The 18,926-nt window shown below is 74.7% G+C and carries 18 protein-coding genes and 1 riboswitch; of the genes, 9 read left to right on the forward strand and 9 right to left on the reverse strand.

What is annotated here, in order from left to right; all coding sequences use genetic code 11:
* Positions 1-62 precede the first annotated feature (62 nt).
* Entirely contained in the window at positions 63-1,565 is a 1,503-nt protein-coding gene (locus ACF3NS_RS10760; RefSeq protein WP_392466018.1) for a leucyl aminopeptidase, read from the reverse strand.
* Positions 1,566-1,682: 117 nt separating this feature from the next.
* On the opposite strand from ACF3NS_RS10760, the gene gcvT reads away from it, so the two are divergent.
* Entirely contained in the window at positions 1,683-2,792 is a 1,110-nt protein-coding gene (gene gcvT, locus ACF3NS_RS10765) for a glycine cleavage system aminomethyltransferase GcvT (RefSeq protein WP_288799977.1), read from the forward strand.
* A gap of 120 nt (positions 2,793-2,912) precedes the next feature.
* Positions 2,913-3,845 carry a DMT family transporter gene (locus ACF3NS_RS10770; RefSeq protein WP_392466020.1) on the forward strand — a complete coding sequence of 311 codons (933 nt, stop codon included), beginning with the start codon at positions 2,913-2,915 and terminating at the stop codon, positions 3,843-3,845.
* Positions 3,846-3,852: 7 nt separating this feature from the next.
* Here ACF3NS_RS10770 and ACF3NS_RS10775 read toward each other — a convergent pair whose 3' ends face one another.
* The 6 genes from ACF3NS_RS10775 to ACF3NS_RS10800 are packed head-to-tail and all read right to left on the reverse strand — an operon-like array spanning position 3,853 to position 9,649.
* On the reverse strand, positions 3,853-4,674 hold the full coding sequence (locus tag ACF3NS_RS10775) for an adenosylcobinamide-GDP ribazoletransferase (protein ID WP_392466022.1): 822 nt from the start codon (positions 4,672-4,674) through the stop codon (positions 3,853-3,855).
* A complete protein-coding gene (locus ACF3NS_RS10780) occupies positions 4,671-5,216 on the reverse strand; it encodes a bifunctional adenosylcobinamide kinase/adenosylcobinamide-phosphate guanylyltransferase (RefSeq protein ID WP_154594082.1) in 546 nt (181 codons plus the stop codon). Before ACF3NS_RS10780 ends, ACF3NS_RS10775 begins: the two co-directional genes overlap by 4 nt.
* Positions 5,213-6,037: an ECF transporter S component gene (locus tag ACF3NS_RS10785; RefSeq protein WP_392466024.1), complete on the reverse strand. Its 825-nt coding sequence runs from the start codon at positions 6,035-6,037 to the stop codon at positions 5,213-5,215. The genes ACF3NS_RS10780 and ACF3NS_RS10785 overlap by 4 nt, the downstream gene beginning before the upstream one ends.
* Positions 6,034-7,689 (reverse strand): ABC transporter ATP-binding protein, encoded by a 1,656-nt coding sequence (locus tag ACF3NS_RS10790; RefSeq protein WP_392466026.1) that lies wholly within the window; start codon positions 7,687-7,689, stop codon positions 6,034-6,036. The genes ACF3NS_RS10785 and ACF3NS_RS10790 overlap by 4 nt, the downstream gene beginning before the upstream one ends.
* A complete protein-coding gene (locus ACF3NS_RS10795) occupies positions 7,686-8,831 on the reverse strand; it encodes an energy-coupling factor transporter transmembrane component T (RefSeq protein WP_392466028.1) in 1,146 nt (381 codons plus the stop codon). The genes ACF3NS_RS10790 and ACF3NS_RS10795 overlap by 4 nt, the downstream gene beginning before the upstream one ends.
* Before the next feature lie 8 nt (positions 8,832-8,839).
* Positions 8,840-9,649 carry an SCO2322 family protein gene (locus tag ACF3NS_RS10800; RefSeq protein WP_392466030.1) on the reverse strand — a complete coding sequence of 270 codons (810 nt, stop codon included), beginning with the start codon at positions 9,647-9,649 and terminating at the stop codon, positions 8,840-8,842.
* A gap of 80 nt (positions 9,650-9,729) precedes the next feature.
* Positions 9,730-9,866: riboswitch (cobalamin riboswitch) on the reverse strand.
* 169 nt (positions 9,867-10,035) lie between these two features.
* Between ACF3NS_RS10800 and ACF3NS_RS10805 the strand changes: the two genes are divergently transcribed.
* The 6 genes from ACF3NS_RS10805 to cobM all read left to right on the forward strand — a co-directional run bounded on the left by ACF3NS_RS10805 (position 10,036) and on the right by cobM (position 16,474).
* On the forward strand, positions 10,036-11,226 hold the full coding sequence (locus tag ACF3NS_RS10805) for a hypothetical protein (protein WP_392466032.1): 1,191 nt from the start codon (positions 10,036-10,038) through the stop codon (positions 11,224-11,226).
* 138 nt (positions 11,227-11,364) lie between these two features.
* Positions 11,365-11,826: a cobalamin biosynthesis protein gene (locus ACF3NS_RS10810; RefSeq protein ID WP_392466034.1), complete on the forward strand. Its 462-nt coding sequence runs from the start codon at positions 11,365-11,367 to the stop codon at positions 11,824-11,826.
* Between the two features lie 55 nt (positions 11,827-11,881).
* Positions 11,882-12,973 carry a cobalamin biosynthesis protein gene (locus ACF3NS_RS10815; RefSeq protein WP_311966667.1) on the forward strand — a complete coding sequence of 364 codons (1,092 nt, stop codon included), beginning with the start codon at positions 11,882-11,884 and terminating at the stop codon, positions 12,971-12,973.
* The gene (locus ACF3NS_RS10820) at positions 12,970-14,478 is read left to right on the forward strand and encodes a cobyric acid synthase (RefSeq protein ID WP_392466035.1); all 1,509 of its coding nucleotides are present in this window, start codon (positions 12,970-12,972) and stop codon (positions 14,476-14,478) included. The genes ACF3NS_RS10815 and ACF3NS_RS10820 overlap by 4 nt, the downstream gene beginning before the upstream one ends.
* On the forward strand, positions 14,475-15,701 hold the full coding sequence (gene cbiE / locus ACF3NS_RS10825) for a precorrin-6y C5,15-methyltransferase (decarboxylating) subunit CbiE (RefSeq protein ID WP_288799125.1): 1,227 nt from the start codon (positions 14,475-14,477) through the stop codon (positions 15,699-15,701). The genes ACF3NS_RS10820 and cbiE overlap by 4 nt, the downstream gene beginning before the upstream one ends.
* Entirely contained in the window at positions 15,698-16,474 is a 777-nt protein-coding gene (gene cobM / locus ACF3NS_RS10830) for a precorrin-4 C(11)-methyltransferase (RefSeq protein ID WP_392466037.1), read from the forward strand. Before cbiE ends, cobM begins: the two co-directional genes overlap by 4 nt.
* Before the next feature lie 16 nt (positions 16,475-16,490).
* Here cobM and ACF3NS_RS10835 read toward each other — a convergent pair whose 3' ends face one another.
* A complete protein-coding gene (locus ACF3NS_RS10835; RefSeq protein ID WP_154594091.1) occupies positions 16,491-17,612 on the reverse strand; it encodes a cobalt-precorrin-5B (C(1))-methyltransferase in 1,122 nt (373 codons plus the stop codon).
* Between the two features lie 25 nt (positions 17,613-17,637).
* Between ACF3NS_RS10835 and ACF3NS_RS10840 the strand changes: the two genes are divergently transcribed.
* Positions 17,638-18,387: a cobalt-precorrin-6A reductase gene (locus ACF3NS_RS10840; protein WP_392466039.1), complete on the forward strand. Its 750-nt coding sequence runs from the start codon at positions 17,638-17,640 to the stop codon at positions 18,385-18,387.
* Positions 18,388-18,607: 220 nt separating this feature from the next.
* On the opposite strand, the gene ACF3NS_RS10845 is transcribed toward ACF3NS_RS10840, so the two are convergent.
* Positions 18,608-18,919, reverse strand: a complete 312-nt coding sequence (locus ACF3NS_RS10845; protein ID WP_392466041.1) for a hypothetical protein — start codon at positions 18,917-18,919, stop codon at positions 18,608-18,610.
* Between the last annotated feature and the right edge of the window lie 7 nt (positions 18,920-18,926).

Genomic DNA, 18,926 nt, shown 5'->3' on the forward strand with positions numbered 1-18,926 from the left:
CGAGAGTGATCGGGCGCCGTCCCTACGGGTGATGGGGCGCGTCAGCGCCCGTGGAGTCGTCCTCAGTCGGCGCTGAGCACCTCGGCGAGACGGACCAGCGTGGCGACGCCGAAGCCGGTGCCGCCCTTGGGCGCGACCCCGCGAGGGGCCTGCTCGTTGAAGGACGGGCCCGCGATGTCGACGTGCGCCCACGGGATGGGGTGTCCGTCTGCCTGGGGGACGAACTCCTTGAGGAACAGCCCGGCGGTCAGCATGCCTCCGGCCGGACCCGCCTTGTGGGCGATGTCGGCCACCTCGGTCTCGAGCCCCTTGCGGTAGGCCGCGGGCAGGGGCATGGGCCACAGGTCCTCGCCCATGTCGTCGCCGGCGCTGCACACGCGGGTGCGGAAGTCGTCGTCGTTGCCCATGACGGCGGCCACCTCGTGCCCGAGGGCGACGACCTGGGCGCCGGTGAGGGTGGCGATGTCGACGATCGTGTCCGGCCCCTCCTCGCCGGCCGCACACATCGCGTCACCAAGGACCATGCGTCCCTCGGCGTCGGTGTTGAGGATCTCGACGGTCATGCCGTTGCGCATGGTCACGACGTCGGAGGCGCGCTGGGCGGTGCCCGACGGCATGTTCTCGGCGAGGCCGAGCCAGCCGGTGACCTGGATCGGCAGGCCCAGCTCCGCGATCGCGAGGACGGCGCCGGCGACGGCGGCCGCGCCCGCCATGTCGGACTTCATGGTGGCCATGTTGTTGGCGGGCTTGATGTCGAGACCGCCGGAGTCGAAGGTCATGCCCTTGCCGACGAGGGCCAGGTGGTGCGTGGCCTTGGCCGGCTTGTAGGACATCGACACGAGCCGGGGCGCGTGCGCCGAGCCCTGGCCGACGCCCAGGATCCCACCGAAACCGCCCTTGGCGAGGGCCTTCTCGTCGAGCACCTTGATCTTGACCTTCGAGGCGGTGGCGCGCTCGCGCACGCTGTCGACGAAGGTCTGCGGGTAGAGCAGGTTGGGGGCGGTGTTGACGAGGTCGCGGGCGTAGCCCACGGCCTCGGCGACCGCGGCGGCCCGCTTCACGGCGGCCTTGACGGCGGAGTCGCGCCCACGGTCGGTCACGACGGTCACGGTCTCGACGACGGTGGGCGGGGTGGACGTGCCGCGCTGGGCCGTGAACCGGTAGGCCCCGAGGGCAGCGCCCTCGGCGACGGCGCCGACGGCCGTGGAAGTGCTGCCCGGGAACGCGACGGCCACCGTGCCGGCGTCCTTGATGGCGCGGGTGGCGGTCGCGGCCGCACGGCGCAGGGCGTTCTCGTCGACGAGCTTCTTCTTGGCGGGCTCGGGGCCGAGGCCCGCGAGCACCACGCGGGGTGCCTTGACCCCGGGCACGGCGGGCAGCACCACCGTGGAGTCGGCGGCGCCGGTGAAGCCCAGGGTGGGCAGGGCCCCGGCGAGGTAGGTCGTCGTGGCCTCGGGGAGGCCGGACGGGAGGACGGGTGACGCGTCGCCGCCGAAGGCGCCGACGACGAGGACGTCGACGGCGAGGTCTGCGGCGGAGCGCGCGGTGACGGTGAGCGAGGTCACGACAGCTCCTGGGTGGCGGAAGTGCGGATGGCGGTTGGTGCGGCCCGGCAAGGCCTTCCGGACAACCTAGCCTCCCGGCGCGATGCGTGCCCAGCGGCCCCTTGTAGTGTCGGCCCCATGACGGAAACTTCACTGAGGAAGTCCCCCCTCCACGAGAGGCATGTCGCGCTCGGCGCCAAGATGGCCGACTTCGGCGGCTGGGAGATGCCGATCGAGTACCCCGGCGGCGGCGTGATCCGCGAGCACACCGCGGTCCGCGAGCGCGTCGGCATCTTTGACGTCTCGCACCTGGGCAAGGCCAGGGTCTCCGGCAAGGGCGCCGCCGACTTCTGCAACGCCTGCTTCACCAACGACCTGCGCAAGGTCGAGCCGCCCAAGGCGCAGTACACCATGTGCTGCGACGAGCAGACCGGTGGCGTCGTCGACGACCTGATCCAGTACGTCAAGAGCGACGACGAGGTCTTCCTCATCCCCAACGCCGCCAACACGACCGAGGTCGTGCGCCGCATGCGGGACAGGCTGCCCGACGGCCTGGAGCTGACCAACCTGCATGAGGAGTACGGCGTGATCGCGGTCCAGGGCCCGCGCTCCGAGGACGTGGTCAAGACCTTGGGGCTGCCGACCGACCTGGAGTACATGTCCTTCGCCGAGGCGGAGTGGAACGGCCGCCCGGTCATCGTGTGCCGCACCGGCTACACGGGGGAGAAGGGCTACGAGCTGCTGCCGACCTGGGACAACACCCCGGCCGTGTGGGACGCGCTCGTCGAGGCGATGCAGCCCTACGACGGCCTGCCGTGCGGGCTCGGTGCGCGGGACACGCTGCGCACGGAGATGGGCTACGCGCTGCACGGTCACGAGCTGTCGATGGACATCACCCCCAACATGGCCCGCGCGGGGTGGGCGGTCGGCTGGGGCAAGGAGGAGTTCTGGGGCAAGGAGGTGCTCGCGGCGCAGAAGGCCGCCAAGGAGTGCCGCCTGTCCTGGGGCCTGCTGGTCACCGGCAAGGGGATCCCGCGCAAGGACTGCGTGATCAAGGACGCGGACGGTCGCGAGATCGGTGTCGTCACCTCCGGGACCATGTCGCCGACCCTCAAGCAGGGCATCGCGCTGTGCCTGCTGGACCGTGGCGCTGCGGAGGGCGACGAGGTCGTCGTCGACGTGCGCGGCCGCGCGGTGGCGGCCACCGTCACCAAGCCGCCCTTCGTCCAGGGTGGTGCCGCGAGCTGATCGGCATACGGCACCTGAGAGGGTCTCCTGCCGTATGGCGACAGGCCCTCGCAGCGTGTCGCCGCGCGGTGCCGGCCGGACCGTCGCGCAGGCACCCGCCGCGGTCGTTAGCGTGGCGGCGTGCTGCGTGGCTCCCTGCTCGTCCTGATCTCCGCCGTCGGCTTCGGGGTCAATCCGCTGCTCGCGACGGCGGCATACCGCGCGGGCGTCGGCGTGCCGACGGTCCTGCTCTACCGCTTCGCCGTGGCGGCGGCGGTGCTGTGGGCCCTGTGCGCGAGCCGGGGGGTGGTGCGTCCGCTCGGCCGCCGCGCCGTCGCCGGGCTGACCATCGCCGCACTCGCGTACGTCCTGCAGGCCGCGACCTACTTCTACGCGGTCCAGCAGATCTCGGTCGGACTGGCGGCCCTGCTGCTCTACCTCTACCCCTGTCTCGTGGCGCTGGTGACGGCGCTGGCCGCCCGCGTGGTCCCGTCGCGCGCCGTGGTGCTGTCGCTGGTGCTGTCCTTCGCCGGGATCGGTCTCGCGCTCGGGCGCGTGAGCGGTGCGGGCAGCCTCCCGGGGGTGCTGGCGGGGGTGGCGACGGCCCTGTGCTACACGGCCTACGTGCTGCTGACCGACCACCTTGGTGCCACCGTCCCGCCGCTGCCGGCCAGCGCCTGGGTGTGCACCCTCGCGACCGGGTTCGTCGTGGTCGTGACGTCCGTGACCGGGACCTTTGACCCCGCGCAGGCTCTGCGAGCCCCCTGGGCGGTGGCCGGGGTGGGCCTCGCCGGTGGGGCTCTGGCGATCGCGACCTTCTTTGCCGGGGTGGCCGTGGTGGGCGCGACGCAGGCGTCGATCGTGTCCACCGTCGAGCCGATCATCTCGGTGGTGGGCTCGGCGCTGCTGCTGGGCGCGGCGATGACGGAGTCGCAGTGGGTCGGCGCGGCGACGGTGCTCGCGGGGTCAGCGGTCGCGGTGCTCGCCCATGCCCGGCAGGACGACGTGGTGGAGGAGGTTGCCATGGAGGGCACGCAGGTGCACGGGCGGCCACGCCGCGCACCGCAGGGGTGAGGCCGGGTCAGACCAGCAGCGAGGCCACCACCAGCGACAGGGTGAGCGACACCTCGATCGCCGCTCCGAGGACGTCGCCGGTGATGCCCCCGAGGCGCCGCACGGCACGCTCCACCACGAGCCAGCAGCCCACGAGTCCTGCTGCGGCACACGGGAGGACGTGCCACCAGCCGGCCGGCGTGGCGGCCGCGCCCAGCAGGCCCGCCCCCGCCAGCAGCACCGCCAGGGCCGCCCCGGCCTGCCACGGCGCGACGCTGCCGGCGACCATGGCCCCGAGCCCGCCCGGGCGGGCGCTCGGCACGCCCCGAAGGCAGCCCCAGGCGAGCACGTGCCGACTCACGACGAGGGCGACGGCACCGAGCGCGACGCCGTGCCAGGACGAGGCGAGCGCCCCGAGGCTCGCGGCCTGCAGCAGCAGCAACAGCGCGATGGCGGTGGCCCCGGAGGGGCCGACGTCGCCGGTCCGCATCACCGCGAGGGCGCGGTCGCGGTCATAGCTCGACGACAGCCCGTCGGCGTAGTCCGCGAGCCCGTCCTGGTGCATCGCCCGAGTGAGCAGCACGAGCAGGGCCACCGCGACGGCCCCGGTGACCAGGGGCGGCGCGGCCGCCCATCGCGCCACGAGAGCGCAGCCGACCCACGCCGCGAGCAGGGGCAGCGTGGCGAGCGGGGCGAGGAGCATGGCGACGCCGGCGACGGGTCGGTCGACGCGACGAGGTGGCGGCACGGGCACCGCGGAGAGCATCCCCCAGGCGAGGCGCAACCCGTCGGCCCACCGGCCCGACCCGGTCCCGCCCACGGCAGGGGCGTCGCCGTCCGTCCCGCTCACGGCACCACCGGCGCCGTCGACAGGTCGAGGACCCGCCCGGCGACCACGAGCGCGACCCGGTCCGCGACGGCCGACACGTCGGCGTTGACGCGCCCCAGCTCGTCGCGGAACATCCGTCCCGAGGCGTGCTCGGGCACGACGCCCCACCCGACCTCGTTGGTGACGAGGACGACGTCGACCCGGGCGGCGCAGAGAGCGCCGACGAGTCCTTCGCGCGCCCGGCCCACCTCCTCGGCCGCGGCCACCGGGTCGTCCCAGGCGCCGGCGTCGTCCACGAGCCGGGTCACCCAGGTGCCGAGGCAGTCGATCAGCACCGGCGAGCTCGACGAGCACACGACGGCGGCGAGGTCGGACGACTCGACCGTGGCCCAGCAACCAGGCCGACGCTCCCGGTGCGCGGCGACCCGCCGTGCCCACTCGCCGTCGCCGCCGAGGGGCACGAGGCCGGGGGCCACGTAGGCGGCGGGCCGGGAGGCGGGGACGAGGCTCTCTGCATACCGGCTCTTGCCGGACCGGACCCCGCCGGTGACGAGGGTGATCATGCTGCCTCCTGCGGGACGCTGACGTCCCTGTCGACGAAGGTGGGCGACGCGTCGAAGCGGGCGCGCCGGACCGCCCGCCGCAGGACGCGGTCGACGGCGGGCCCGGCCCACCACACGAGCACGGCGGTGAGCAGGCCGCGGGGCAGGTCCCAGCCGAGCGAGGTGAGGACGTAGAAGGTGGCGTAGTGCGCCGCATTGGTCGCGAGGTCCCCGCCCGGCACGAAGCCGGCGCCCTCGGGGGCCATGGAGGTCGCAAGGAAGGGCCAGAACCAGAGGTTCATGACGAGGCCGTAGCCCAGGCCGGCCAGCAGGCCGTAGACCGCGAGCAGGCCCCGGCGGCCGAGCCTCCCCAGCCGGGCCGTCGGCAGCAGCCCCGCGCCCAGCGCGACCCAGCCCGCCGTGATCATCTGGAACGGCACCCAGGGACCGATCGTGCCGGTGAGCAGGCCGCCGGTGAGCAGCGCGAGCGCCCCGACGACGAAGCCGGCGCCCGGGCCGAGCACCGCGCCGGCCATGACCAGCAGGAAGAACATCGGCTCCAGCCCGGCCGTGCCCGCGGAGAGGACCCGGAGCCCGCCCCCGGCGGCGCACAGGACCCCTATGACCGCCACCGTCTTGGCGTCGAGGCCGTCGGCGGTGACCTCGGCCAGGCAGACGAGCGCGAGCAGCCCGAGGAGGGCGGCAAAGACCCAGGGCGCGTCGTGCGCGTGCGCGAGCACCGCAGGCGAGGTGGTGACGAACGGCCACAGGAAGGCCGCGGCGCACACGAGGCTGACGAGCAGCAGCGTGAGGGCCGAGGTGGGGCGCATCCGCAGGTTCATGGGCGGCCTCGTACGACGCCCGCGCGGGTCACCAGGTCCGTGGCCGCCGGGACCGTGAGCACCGGCAGGGGGTGCAGGACCTTGGCCACCTGCGGCGCGAACGCCGTGGAGGCCGAGAGCACCTCGTCGGCGGGACCGTCGGCCACGACCTCGCCCTCCGCGAGCAGCACGACGCGGTCGGCGACGTCCGCGGCGAGCTCCACGTCGTGGGTGGCGAGGACGACGGCGCGACCCTCGGCGGCCAGCTGGTCCAGGACGTCGACGAGGCGGGCCTTGGCCGTGTAGTCCAGTCCGCGGGTCGGCTCGTCGAGCAGGACGACCCGGGGTGCGCCGGTGAGCACCACGGCGAGGGCGAGCAGCAGGCGCTGCCCCTCGGACAGGTCACGCGGGTGGCGGCCGTCCAGGTCGGCGGGCTCGGTCGGCCCCAGCAGGCGTGACAGCAGGGCCCGGCAGGTCCCCACGACCACCCCGAAGTCGTCGTCGGCCGCGTGGCACTCCCGCGCGACGGTGTCGGCGTGCAGGAGGGAGCCGGCGTCCTGGGGGACCAGACCGACGTGGCGCACGAGCTCGCGCGCCCGGGTGGAGCCCGGGTCGACGCCGTCCACGCGGACCCGGCCACGCGACGGCCGCAGGGTGCCGGTGAGCACGCGGAGCAGGGTGGACTTGCCGACACCGTTGCGACCCATGAGGGCGACCACCTGGCCTGCGGGGGCGTCGAGGTCGACGCCCCCGAGCACCGGCCGGCCGTCCCGGACGACGGCGAGGCCGTCGACGGCGACGCAGGGCGCGCCAGGCTCCCGACGACCGGTGCCGGCGCGGCGCGCCGTGACAGGGCGCGCCGCGGCGAGTCGGTCGCGCAGCGGCCGCACGGCACGACGGGCGTCACGCACCGACAGGGGCAGCGGCGACCAGCCGAGGGCCCGGCCCAGCCCGACGACGGGCGGGTGCACGGTGGAGCGGGCCATCGCCGCCGCGGGGGGCAGCACGTCCGAGCAGGTCGCCCCCTGCAGGAGCACGATGCCGTCGGCGTGGTGCACGACCCGCTCGAGGCGGTGCTCGGCGACCACGACGGTCATGCCGACGTCGTGCACCAGCCGGGTGATCGACGACAGGACGTCCTCGGCGGCCACGGGGTCGAGCGCGGAGGTGGGCTCGTCGAGGACCAGGATGCGGGGGCCGGCCGCCAGCACGGCGCCGATGGCGACGCGTTGCTGCTGCCCGCCGGACAGGCTGCGCAGCCCTCGGTCGCGCAGGTCGGCGAGGCCGAGCAGGTCGAGGGTCTCCTCGACGCGGCGCCGCATCGCGGTGGGCGACAGCCCGATGGCCTCCATGCCGTAGGCCAGCTCGTCCTCCACCGTGTCGGTGACGAAGGACGCGGCGGGGTCCTGGACCACCATCGCGACGACGTCGGCGAGGTCGCGTGGCCGGTGGGTGCGGGTGTCGCGTCCGGCGACCTGCACCCGCCCGGAGACCGCCCCGCCGCTGAAGTGGGGGACCAGTCCGTCGAGGCTGCGCAGGAGCGTCGACTTGCCGGACCCCGTCTCGCCGACGACGAGCACCAGCTCACCCTCGTCGACGTGCAGGTCGGCGTCCTGCAGCGCCGGTCGGGCCGCTCCGTCGTAGGTCACCGTCCAGCCCTCGACCCGGATCACGCCGCGACCTCCCGTCGCTGTCGCTGCGCCGTTCGCCGCGCGGCGGCGGCGTCCCGGGCGGCCGGGCGAGGCAGGGGAGGGGCGGCGACGGCGGCGAGCGCCGCGCCGACGATGGCGACGAGCGCCGGGACGACGAGCGGCGGAGGGGTGAGCGGGACGGCCTGCAGGGTGAGTCCCGGCACCTGCCGGGCCGCGAGCGTCACCAGGGTCAGGGCCGGTATGCCGCCCGCCAGCGTCACGCCCCACTCGGGCCATCCCCAGGGGTCGCGGCGGTAGCGGGTGCGGGTGTCGTGGCGGGCTCCGAGGACCAGGGCGAGGGTGCTGACCAGCACGCCGAGGACGAGCAGCGGCCACCCGAGGGGCGACCCGGCGGAGCCGTCCAGGACGGCGTACACCCCGGCGACCAGGCCGATCAGGCCCGCGACGGTGACGGCGCCGGACCAGCGCCGTGCCCCGCCCTCGCGGGGGTGGCGGCCGTAGCCGCGGGCCTCCATCGACGCGGCCAGGTCGAGCGAGCGGTCGAAGGCCGCCTCCAGGGCGGGCACCAGGGTGCGGGCCAGCTCGCGCGGGCCGCGCCCGTCGTGGCCCCGCAGGCGGCGGGCGGTGCGCACGGCGCGGGCGTCGACGACCATGCGCGGGGCGAAGGACAGGGCGACGACCACGGCGGTCCCGACGTCGTAGAGGGTGGCCGGGACGTAGCGCAGGAGGCGCCGCGGGGAGGCCAGGGCGTTGGCGGCTCCGATGGCGGCCAGCATCGCGGCGAGCTGCAGGCCCTGCCAGAGCGCGGCCAGGACGCCCTCGAGCGTCACCGGGCCGCCGAGACGCAGGCTGCCCGCCGCCTCGGGGAGCGGCACGCGGGGCAGGGTGACGAGCACGACCTGGCCCGTCGCGCCCCCGCCCACGAGGATCGACAGGCCGACCCGCAGCGCGATGGCGACCAGCCCCAGGGCGAGGAACATCGTCAGGGGTGCGTCCGCGTGCGGGTCCTCGCGCAGCGCGACGACGAGGATCGCGACCGCGACGACGGCGAGCAGCAGCAGCGGGTTGTCGGTCCGGGACGCGGCCGTCGCGAGCCCCAGGGCCCAAAGCCACCACGCCACGGGGTGGACCCGTCGCGGCACGCGTGCTCGACCGGACGTCACGAGGTCCGTCAGCGCCCGTCCGTGCGGCGGCGTCGGGCCATGGCCCAGGCCGCGGCGGCGAGCAGTGCGAGGACGGCGACCACGCCGACGACATACGCGGTCGTGCTGGAGGACGAGCTCGAGGACGCGGCTGCGGCGGCGGACGAGGAGGCGGCCGCGCCCGAGGTGGCGGCTGAGGACGAGGCCGAGCGGACGTCGATGGTCACCGGCTGGTCAGCGGCCTTGGCGGCGGCGGGCACGTCCGCGACGGTGTCGCTGCAGCCGCTCGCCGGGTATCCGTCGATGCCGCAGACCATGGCCTTCTCGACGCGGGGCTTGGCCGCCGCCGCCAGGACCTGGGCCCCGGTCGCCGAGGTGGGCACCGTCACGCAGGTGGCGTAGGGGGCCGGCACGGTCGCGCCCTGCTCCCGTGCGTCCGCCGCCCGACCGAAGTCCACGACCACGCCCACGCGCTTGCTCCCGGAGACGGCCGGGGTCGAGGCGCAGGCCTGGTCGAAGGTCACGACCGCACGCGGCAGGCGCGGCGTGCTCGTGTCGCCCAGGGCGAAGCGGTAGCCCTCGACCGACCCGTCGGCCGGCGTCGTGCCGTCGGGCCCCTTGGTCGCGAAGCCCCACGTGCCGTTCGTCAGCTGGTAGTAGCCCCAGAAGCGGTAGGCGTCCGCCGCGTGGGCGGGCGCCGCGAGGGCGATCGTCGACACGAACGCCGACAACAGCGTCGCCAGGAACAGGGCGAGCACCGCGGTGATCGGCGTGACGACGTTCCCACCCGCCCTGCGGGGACGGCCGGCACGAGAGATGGAGCGGGACGTGGAGGACACGGGCGACCTTCCTTGGCGGGCGTGGGCCGCCTCGGAACTGCCCGGGACGAGCTCCACCCGCATGCCACGGCGGATAGACGGAGCCGACGCGCAGGACGGGCGGTCCGGCTGCTCCAGGCCACGGATGGCGCCAGGAGGTCACGGTTGCGGGTCAGCGCCGGAGTCTCACCGGCTTCCCCGCCCTGCGGTGTTCGGTGCCCGCAGCCTACCAACGGGAACCCTGGCCCGGCCCCGGGGGTTGGCAGGGGTGGACCGGCAACGGCCAGGGTCGCGACAGGGTGGACCCTGGTCGGATCGGGCTCCGCCGGCCCGGATCGGCGAGTAGGTTCGAGTCAGCGGCCGGCCCGCCAGGGCCGCCGACACCAGGATCCAAGGGGGACACCAGGATGGACACGCGCAGCAGGATCATCGCCGGCCTCGTCGCCGCGCCGCTCGCGATCGGGACGCTCGCCGCCTGCGGGGCAGGCACGACCGGCAGCGACGCCATGGCGGCCGCGGCGGTCGGGTCGGACGCCAAGGGAGCGTTCTTCTCCGCCTACGACAAGACCGGTGACAGCAAGCGCCAGCGCGTCACGACCAAGCTCGAGGCGAGCCCGGACACGATCATCAAGCTCGCGTCGAGCATGGGCAGCGGCAGCGGGGGCTCCACCAGGACGCCGAGCGTCTCGCCCAAGATCGCCCAGCTGATCTCCGGGTCGTCCATCGTCGTCGACATGCAGTCGACGGGGGCGGCGCTCAAGGACGAGACCGACCCGACCAAGATCAACACCTCGATGTCCTGGAAGACGGACTCGGACCTGTTCAACCTCAGGACCGCCGCGCAGGACACCTTCGTCAAGCTCGACCTGGCCAAGATCGCCGACCAGACCGGCGCGTTCTCCATGGCCGACGTGCAGGGCGTGCTCGGGCAGGCGCCGAGCTGGATCAAGGACGCCGTCAACGGCAAGTGGGTGGGCTTCGACAAGGGCACCGTGGAGCAGCTGGCGAAGTCCAGCGGCGGCGCCGCCGCCACAACCAACCCGACCCAGCTCACGCCCGACCAGACCAAGCAGCTGACCGCCGCCGTCAAGAGCAACCTCGACACCAACGGCACGTTCACGAGCGAGGGCGACACGGTCAAGGTGCAGGTCAAGATCCAGCCGTTCCTGACCCAGATGTTCCAGGACGGCAAGCGGATCGCGCCCAAGCAGTTCACCGACCAGATGGTCAAGGACGCCACCAAGAGCCTCGCCGAGCTCAAGGCCGGCTCGGTCCTGGCCTTCGACGCCACGATCGCCGACGGTCGCTTCACCGCCGTCAAGGGCGACGTGATGCAGGTCCTGAGCTGGTTCGACGAGACCAAGGCCGAGGACGCCAAGAGCAGGAAGGAGCTGCAGGACCTCAAGGCCAAGAACCTGCACCTGACCCTGGTGTCCCAGATCTCCGAGCTCGACCGTGACCTGACCAAGCCCGAGGGCGCCCGCATGGTCACCAAGGCCGAGCTGGAGCAGCTCGGTGGCATGGGTGGCTCGATGGGGAAGTCCTCGTCCGGCTCGGGCTCGGGCTCGGCGGTGCCCTCGGCCCCGCCCGCCGGCTGACCAGGTCCACGCCTCACAGACCGCAGCAAGCACCGCAGCACCAGCGCGAGAGCCCGTCCCCGGCCAGGGGGCGGGCTCTCGGCATACCCGCCCGTCCGGTCGGGAGGACGACCTGGGCACGGTGGCAGGATCGCGCCCATGAGTGAACTGATCCTGGGGGTGGGCACCCGGTCCGGCGCCCCCGTCGACGAGCTCGTCGCGCTGGTCGACGGGCTGGTCGAGGACCAGCAGGTCGACGGGCTGGTCGGGGGGCTCGACGGAGGACGGTTCGACGAGCAGGTCGACGGTCCCGCCGACGGCGACGCGGTCGTCCCCCGCGACACGGTGGCCGCCGTCGTGACCTCCACCCGCAAGCGGACGGAGCCTGCCGTCGTCGAGCTGGCGAGGCATCTCGGCGTGCCCCTGCAGACCTACGACGACGAGACGCTCGCGTCCCAGCAGGTCGCGGCGCCCAGCGAGGTCGTGCGTCGCCACGTGGGCGTGCCCAGCGTCGCCGAGGCGGCGGTGCTGGCGGCCGGCGGCGCGGTCGTCGCCCGGGCCCGGTCGGCGACCGCGACGGTGGTCCTCGGACGCCTGCCCGGAGCCGCCCTGACGCCCTGAGCGACTCCCCTGGCCAGTGGCCCGGGCAGCCTCACGAGGTGGATAGGGTGTGCGGGTGCAGTGGCTGGAGCGTGTCGGACCGCGGGCGGGGGGCCTGGTCCTGGGGTATGCCGCAGACCTCGTCCTCGCCGACCCACGCCGGGCCCACCCGGTGGCGGCCTTCGGCGGGGCGGCGGCCCGGCTGGAGCGCCTGACCTATCGGGAGGCCCGCTCGGCGGGGACCCTGCACGTCGCCCTGCTCGTCGGCGCGGTGACGGGCGCGGGGGGCCTGGTGGAGCGCGGCCTGCGTGACCGGCCGCTGGCCCGGACGGCGGCCACCGCGGTCGCCACCTGGGTCGTCCTCGGCGGCACCAGCCTGGCGCGCGAGGGCGACGCCATGGCGCGGCTCCTCGACGCCGACGACCTGCCCGGTGCGCGAGACCGCCTGAGCCACCTCTGCTCCCGCGACCCGGACGGCCTGGCCGCGGACGAGCTGGCCCGGGCCGCCACCGAGTCCTTGGCCGAGAACACCTCCGACGCCGTCGTCGCCCCGCTGCTGTGGGGCGGGCTGCTGGGCGTGCCGGGCCTGCTCGGCTACCGCGCGATCAACACCCTCGACGCGATGATCGGCTACCGCAACCGGCGCTATCGCGAGTTCGGCTGGGCCGCAGCCAGGCTCGACGACCTCGTCAACCTGGCGCCGGCCCGCGCGTGCGCCGCGCTGACCGTGGCGCTGGCCCCGCGGCACGGCGGCGACCGGGCCGAGGCCCTGCGCGCGTGGCGCGAGGACGCCCCCCACCACCCGAGCCCCAACGCCGGTCCCGTCGAGGCGACCTTCGCCGGGGCCCTGGACGTGCGGCTCGGGGGGGCCAATCGCTACGACGACGAGGTGGAGGACCGCGGCACGCTGGGTCGCGGACGTGCGGTCGTCACCGCGGACCTGGCTCGGGCCGTGCGTCTCTCGCGGACCATCGGCGCGGCGGCCCTGGCCGTGGCGGCGATCGTCGGAGCGGTGGCGGACGGCATACGACCGGCCCGAGGACCCGTCGGCCCGGCGCACCGCCTCGCCGAGCGCGGGGACGGGACCACCACGACAACGGCGACAACAACGACGACGACAATGACAACAACGACGACAACGACGACGACGACGGGCGGGCAGGCATGACCAGGGGGCTGCTCGTCGCCGGGACGACGTCCGACGCGGGCAAGTCGCTCGTCACCGCGGGCATCTGCCGCTGGCTGGCCCGCGAGGGGGTGCGCGTCGCGCCGTTCAAGGCGCAGAACATGTCCAACAACTCGATGGTCTGCCCCGACGGCGCCGAGATCGGGCGGGCCCAGTGGGTGCAGGCCCTCGCGTGCGGCGTCACGCCCGAGGCCGCGATGAATCCCGTGCTGCTCAAGCCCGGCTCGGACCGCCGCAGCCACGTCGTGCTGCTCGGGCAGCCGTGGGGCGAGCTGCAGGCGGGGGAGTGGGCGACGGGGCGCCGGGCGCTGGCCGAGGCGGCGTTCGAGGCCTTCCGTGACCTGTCGTCCCGCTTCGACGTCGTCATCGCCGAGGGTGCGGGCTCGCCCGCCGAGATCAACCTGCGGTCCGGGGACTACGTCAACCTCGGGCTCGCGCGCGCCGTCGGCCTGCCCGTCGTGGTGGTCGGGGACATCGACCGCGGCGGCGTGCTGGCCGCGTTCTACGGCACCCTCGGGATCCTGGACCCGGAGGACCAGGCGTGCATCAAGGCCTGGATCGTCAACAAGTTCCGCGGCGACCTCGGGCTGCTCGAGCCCGGCCTGCGCATGCTCGAGGAGCGCACCGGAGGCCGGCCCGTTCTGGGCGTCGTCCCCTACCTGCGGGACGTGTGGCTCGACTCCGAGGACGCCCTGGCCATCTCCGGCTGGTCGCGCGCCGGGTCCCGCGCCGGCGCCGGCTCGCCCGCCGGCTCGCCAGAACCCTTGCGGGTGGCGGTGATCCGGCTCCCCCGCGTCAGCAACGCGACGGACGTCGATGCCCTCGCGATCGAGCCCGGCGTGCAGGTCGAGGTGACCGCCGACCCTGCCGTCGTGGCGGCGGCCGACCTCGCGGTCCTGCCCGGGTCCCGCGCCACGCAGAGCGACCTCGCCTGGCTGCGCTCGCGCGGGCTCGACCGCGCCGTCGTCGAGCGCGCGGAGGCCGGGCGGCCCGTGCTCGGGATCTGCGGTGGCTACCAGATGCTCGCCGAGCAGATCCACGACCCGTATGCCGTCGAGAGCCCCGCTGCCGCAACGGTGCCCGGGCTCGGGCTGCTGCCGACGCGGGTGACCTTCGCGCGGGAGAAGCGCCTCGGGACGCCGACCGGGCAGTGGCACGGGCACCGGGTGACGGCCTACCTCATCCACCACGGCGTGAGCGAGCGCACCGACGCGCAGGCGTCCAAGCGGTATGCCCAGACCGTCCCCTTCCTCGACGGGTGGCAGCGCGGCTCGGTGTGGGGGACCACCTGGCACGGAACCTTCGAGAACGACGGCTTCCGGCGCGGCTTCCTGCAGGTGGTGGCCGAGCGGACCCGTCCGGCGTGGCGGCCCGAGCCCGGCGCATCGGCCTTCGCCGAGCAGCGGACCGCGATGCTCGACCGGTTGGCCGACGCCGTCGCCGACCACCTGGACACCCGCGCGCTGAAGGAGCTGATCGGACTGTGAGCGCACCCGTGGTGGTCGTCGGCATCGGCGCGGACGGGTGGGCCGGCCTCGCCGACCGCGCCCGCGCCGCCGTCAGCGGCGCCGACGTCCTCGTGGGCAGCCCGCGCCAGACCGACCTCGTCGTCGGCCACCACCGAGCGCGGGTCGAGCCGTTGCCGGTGCCCCTGCGCGAGGGCCTGCGCCCGCTGCTCGACGGGCTGGGCGACGACGTCCGGGTCGTGGTGCTCGCGAGCGGAGACCCCATGCACCATGGCATCGGGCGCACCCTGGCCGAGCTGCTGGGCCCCGACAGGGTCGACGTGATCGGGGCGCCGTCATCGTTGTCCCTGGCCTGCGCCCGCCTCGGCTGGGGTCTCGAGGACGTCGACGTGGTGTCCGCCGTGGGCCGCCCGCTCGAGCGCCTCGCCGTGGTGGCGCACCCGGGCCGCCGCGTCCTCGTGCTGTCCCGAGATGCCTTGACCCCCAAGGCCGTCGCCACGTTGCTCACCGAGCACGGCCTGGGGGACAGCCTGCTGTGGGTGCTCTCGGACCTCGGCGGCCCGGCCGAGCGGGTCGTCGAGGGCGTCGCTGCGTCGTGGGACGCCGACCCCGGCAGCCCGCTCAACATCGTGGCGGTGCAGTGCCTCTCGTCATACGACTCGTCGGTGGGGCTCGTGCCGGGGCTCGCGGACGCGCTCTACGAGACCGACGGGCAGCTCACCAAGCAGCACGTGCGCGCCGCCACGCTGGCGGCGCTGCGCCCGGCGCCGGGGGAGCTGCTGTGGGACATCGGTGGTGGGTCCGGCAGCATCGGCATCGAGTGGCTGCGGGCGCACCCGACGTGCCGCGCCGTCACGGTCGAGCCCCGCCCCGACCGGGTCAAGCGGATCCGCCGCAACGCCGAGCGGCTCGGCGTGCCCGGCCTGCAGGTCGTCGAGGGTCTGGCGCCTGGCGCGCTGGCCGGGCTGTCGCGGCCGGACGCCGTCTTCGTCGGGGGCGGGCTGACCGCCGACGGTCTCGTGCCGGCCGTCCTGGACGCCCTGCGCCCGGGTGGCCGACTCGTCGCCAACACCGTGACCTTGGACTCGGAGGCGTTGCTGTTCACCATGTTTCGTCGGTATGGCGGCTCGCTCACCCGCCTCGAGGTGTCGCACGCCGACGCGGTGGGGGGCTTCACGTCGTGGAGCCCCGCGCGCCCGGTCACGCAGTGGTCCGTCGTCCGACCCGAGGAGCTGCCCGCATGACCGTCCACTTCATCGGCGCTGGTCCCGGGGCGGCCGACCTGATCACCGTGCGCGGTCTGCGGCTGCTGCAGGCGTGCCCCGTCGTGCTCTACGCCGGGGCGCTGGTCCCGGACGAGCTGCTCGCCGAGTGCCGCGCCGACGCCCGCCTGGTCGACACCGCGCACCTGGACCTCGACCAGATCATGGCCGAGATCGTCGCCGCCCACGAGGCGGGCCACGACGTGGCGCGGCTGCAGTCGGGGGACCTGTCGGTCTTCTCGGCGGTCGCGGAGCAGGTGCGCCGGCTGGAGGCGGCGGGGATCGACTACGTCCTGGTGCCGGGGGTGCCGGCCTTCGCCGCCGCGGCGGCCGCTCTGGGCCGCGAGCTCACCGTCCCCACCGTCGGGCAGACGATCATCCTGACGCGCCTGGCCCGCAACGCCTCCGCGATGCCCGAGCACGAGACCATCGCCACCCTCGGCCGGTCCCGTGCCCTGATGGCCCTGCACCTCGCCACGCATCTCGCGGACGAGGTGGCGGCCGAGCTGGCCCCGCACTACGGGCTCGACTGTCCCGCAGCGGTGGTCGCGATGGCGAGCCGGCCCGAGCAGGTCGTGTGGCGCGGTACCCTCGGCGAGCTCGGTGACGCGGTGCGCGACCACGGGCTGCGACGGACCGCCATCATTCTGGTCGGGCAGGTGCTCGCGGCGTCGGAGTTCCGCGACTCGCACCTCTACTCTCGCGAGCGGGACCGGCACGACTGCGCCCTGCCCCCGCCCATCGCCCCCCGCTGAGCGCCGGGGCGGCAGGTCAGGCGGGGTCGACACGCCCCACGATCGTGCCCGCCCGGTCGATGCACACCACGTCGACCAGGACCGGCGCGCCCTGCAGCACCTCGAGGGCGCTCTGCCGGGCGGCATACGCGACCTCGTCCCCGAGGGGCACCCCCGCCTCCCGGCACAGGGTGAGGGCCTCGAGCCCCGTGTTGACCCCGTGCAGGCGGCCGACGAGATCGGCTGGGGCGCCGGCCTGCTCGGCGAGCGCGGCCAGGTGCGCCTTGTCGACCTGGGAGCGCCCCGAGTGCAGGTCGAGGTGGCCGTTGGCGAGCTTGGACAGTTTGGCGAAACCCCCGCAGATCGTCAGCCGCGGGCGGGGGTGCTGGCGCAGGTACTTGAGCACCGCACCGACGAAGTCGCCCATGTCGAGCAGCGCCGGCGTCGGCAGGTCGTAGAGCTCGGTCACGACGCGTTCCGAGGTCGAGCCGGTGCACCCCGCGACGTGCGGCAGGCCGAGCGCCTCCGAGACGTCGATGCCGCGGCGGATGGAGTCGATCCACGCCGCGCAGGAGTAGGGGACGACGACCCCGGTCGTGCCGAGGATGGACAGGCCGCCGACGATGCCGATGCGGGGGTTCCAGGTGTGCGGGGCCATCTCGACGCCCTGGTCGACGCTGATCTCGATGTCCACGTCGGGGTCGGGCGCCCCCTCTGCCATCCCGACGGCTTCGCGCACGGCCTGGCGCATCAGCTGACGCGGGACCGGGTTGATGGCCGGCTCACCGACGTCGAGGGGCAGGCCCGGCAGCGTCACCCGCCCGACCCCGTGGCCGCCGCGGAACACCACCCCCGTGCCTGGCGCGCCGTGCCGCACGCGGGCCCGCACGACGGCGCCGTGGGTCACGTCCGGGTCGTCGCCCGCGTCCTTGGTGACCGCGGCCTCGGCCCAGCCGTCGCCGTGGGCCTCCGCGGTCAGTGCGAACGCCGGTGTGCGGCCCTTGGGCAGCGTGATGGTGACCGGGTCCGGGAAGTCCCCGGTCAGCAGCGCCGTCCACGCCGCCTTGGTCGCGGCGGTCGCGCACGCCCCCGTCGTCCATCCCGGCCGCAGCCCCGTGTGCTCCAGCTGCGCCTCGCGACCGCCCGTGACCTGCGCCATGGCGGCATTGTCGCACTGTGATGAGATGGGTCTCGTGACCAGTCACGTGCTCGTCCTCGGCGGCACCACCGAGGCCCGTCAGCTGGCAGCGCTCCTCGCGGAGCGCCCCGAGTCGTATGCCGTCCGCTACTCCCTCGCCGGGGTGACGTCCGCGCCGCGGGTCCCCGACGTCGAGGTCCGGGTCGGGGGCTTCGGTGGCGTGGCCGGGCTGACGGCATACCTCCGCGCGGAGCGCGTCGACGTGGTCGTCGACGCCACCCACCCCTATGCCGCCCGGATGAGCGAGCATGCGGCGCAGGCCTGCTCGCAGGTCGGCGTGCCCCTGGTGGCGCTGCGCCGGCCGGGGTGGGAGGAGCAGGACGGCGACGACTGGCACCGTGTGCCGACGCTCGCGGACGCCGCCCACATCGGGGCCTACCTGGGGCGGCGGCTGTTCCTGACGATCGGGCGCCAGGAGGTGGGGGAGTTCGCGTTCCTGCACGACACCTTCTGCCTGGTGCGGTCGGTGGACCCGCCTGCGGTGGTCCCGCCGTATGCCGAGGTCGTGCTGGCTCGAGGGCCGTTCCGCGTCGAGGGGGAGCTGGCGTTGTTGCGCGAGCACGCGATCGACGTGGTGGTGACCAAGGACAGTGGGGGCACGGCCACGGCCGCCAAGCTCGAGGCGGCGCGGCGACTCGGGCTGCCCGTCGTGATGGTCGACCGCCCGGACGTGTCGGACGTGCCGACCGTCGACGACCCCGAGGCCGCCGTGGCGTGGCTGGAGGCGCGGCGATGAGGATCATCTCGGCCGACGAGGCGCGATCGGCCTGCGCAGGCTCGGCACACGGGGAACGTTCCGCGTCCGCCAAGGTGGGGCGACCGCCCTGGCCGTCCTGGTGGGGCTGACACGCCTCGCAGACCTGCGCCAGAGGCAGGTCGGCGTCCGTTGGTGGATCCAGCTCGTGCTCGTCCTCCTGCTGGTCTGCACGACGCTCCGCGCCGTGCTGGAGTGGCGCTCACGGGCCCGACTTGCCCGCGCCCCAGGCGATCTCACTGCGATGACCGTGGCTCCTGAGGTGCACACCACCCACCACCGCTTCGCCGCGGGCCCGCAGCCGGCAGGCACCGAGCACGACGACGACGACGTCGGGGGCGATCGTGTCGATCGACTCGAGGATGTGGCGGAGCATCCCCTGCAGCGCCCGGATCGGCTGGCCCTGGCGCTCGGTCAGCCGCGTGTGCGCCCGCGCGTGGTGGTTGCGGTGCAGCAGCGACGGCGCGTCGACGACGAGCGTCGGCGGGCACGAGACCCGCGTGCATGCTCCCACGCGGGTC

This window comes from Arsenicicoccus cauae, from assembly GCF_043162025.1.
Taxonomy (GTDB): Bacteria; Actinomycetota; Actinomycetes; order Actinomycetales; family Dermatophilaceae; genus Arsenicicoccus; species Arsenicicoccus cauae.

Coding starts and splice junctions, on each gene's coding strand:
- ACF3NS_RS10780 (WP_154594082.1), bottom strand. CDS start 5,216: ATGATCACCCTCGTCACCGGCGGGGTCCGGTCCGGCAAGAGCCGGTAT.
- ACF3NS_RS10835 (WP_154594091.1), bottom strand. CDS start 17,612: ATGGCGCAGGTCACGGGCGGTCGCGAGGCGCAGCTGGAGCACACGGGG.
- cobM (WP_392466037.1), top strand. CDS start 15,698: ATGACCGTCCACTTCATCGGCGCTGGTCCCGGGGCGGCCGACCTGATC.
- ACF3NS_RS10805 (WP_392466032.1), top strand. CDS start 10,036: ATGGACACGCGCAGCAGGATCATCGCCGGCCTCGTCGCCGCGCCGCTC.
- ACF3NS_RS10810 (WP_392466034.1), top strand. CDS start 11,365: ATGAGTGAACTGATCCTGGGGGTGGGCACCCGGTCCGGCGCCCCCGTC.
- ACF3NS_RS10785 (WP_392466024.1), bottom strand. CDS start 6,037: ATGAACCTGCGGATGCGCCCCACCTCGGCCCTCACGCTGCTGCTCGTC.
- ACF3NS_RS10840 (WP_392466039.1), top strand. CDS start 17,638: ATGGGTCTCGTGACCAGTCACGTGCTCGTCCTCGGCGGCACCACCGAG.
- gcvT (WP_288799977.1), top strand. CDS start 1,683: ATGACGGAAACTTCACTGAGGAAGTCCCCCCTCCACGAGAGGCATGTC.
- ACF3NS_RS10820 (WP_392466035.1), top strand. CDS start 12,970: ATGACCAGGGGGCTGCTCGTCGCCGGGACGACGTCCGACGCGGGCAAG.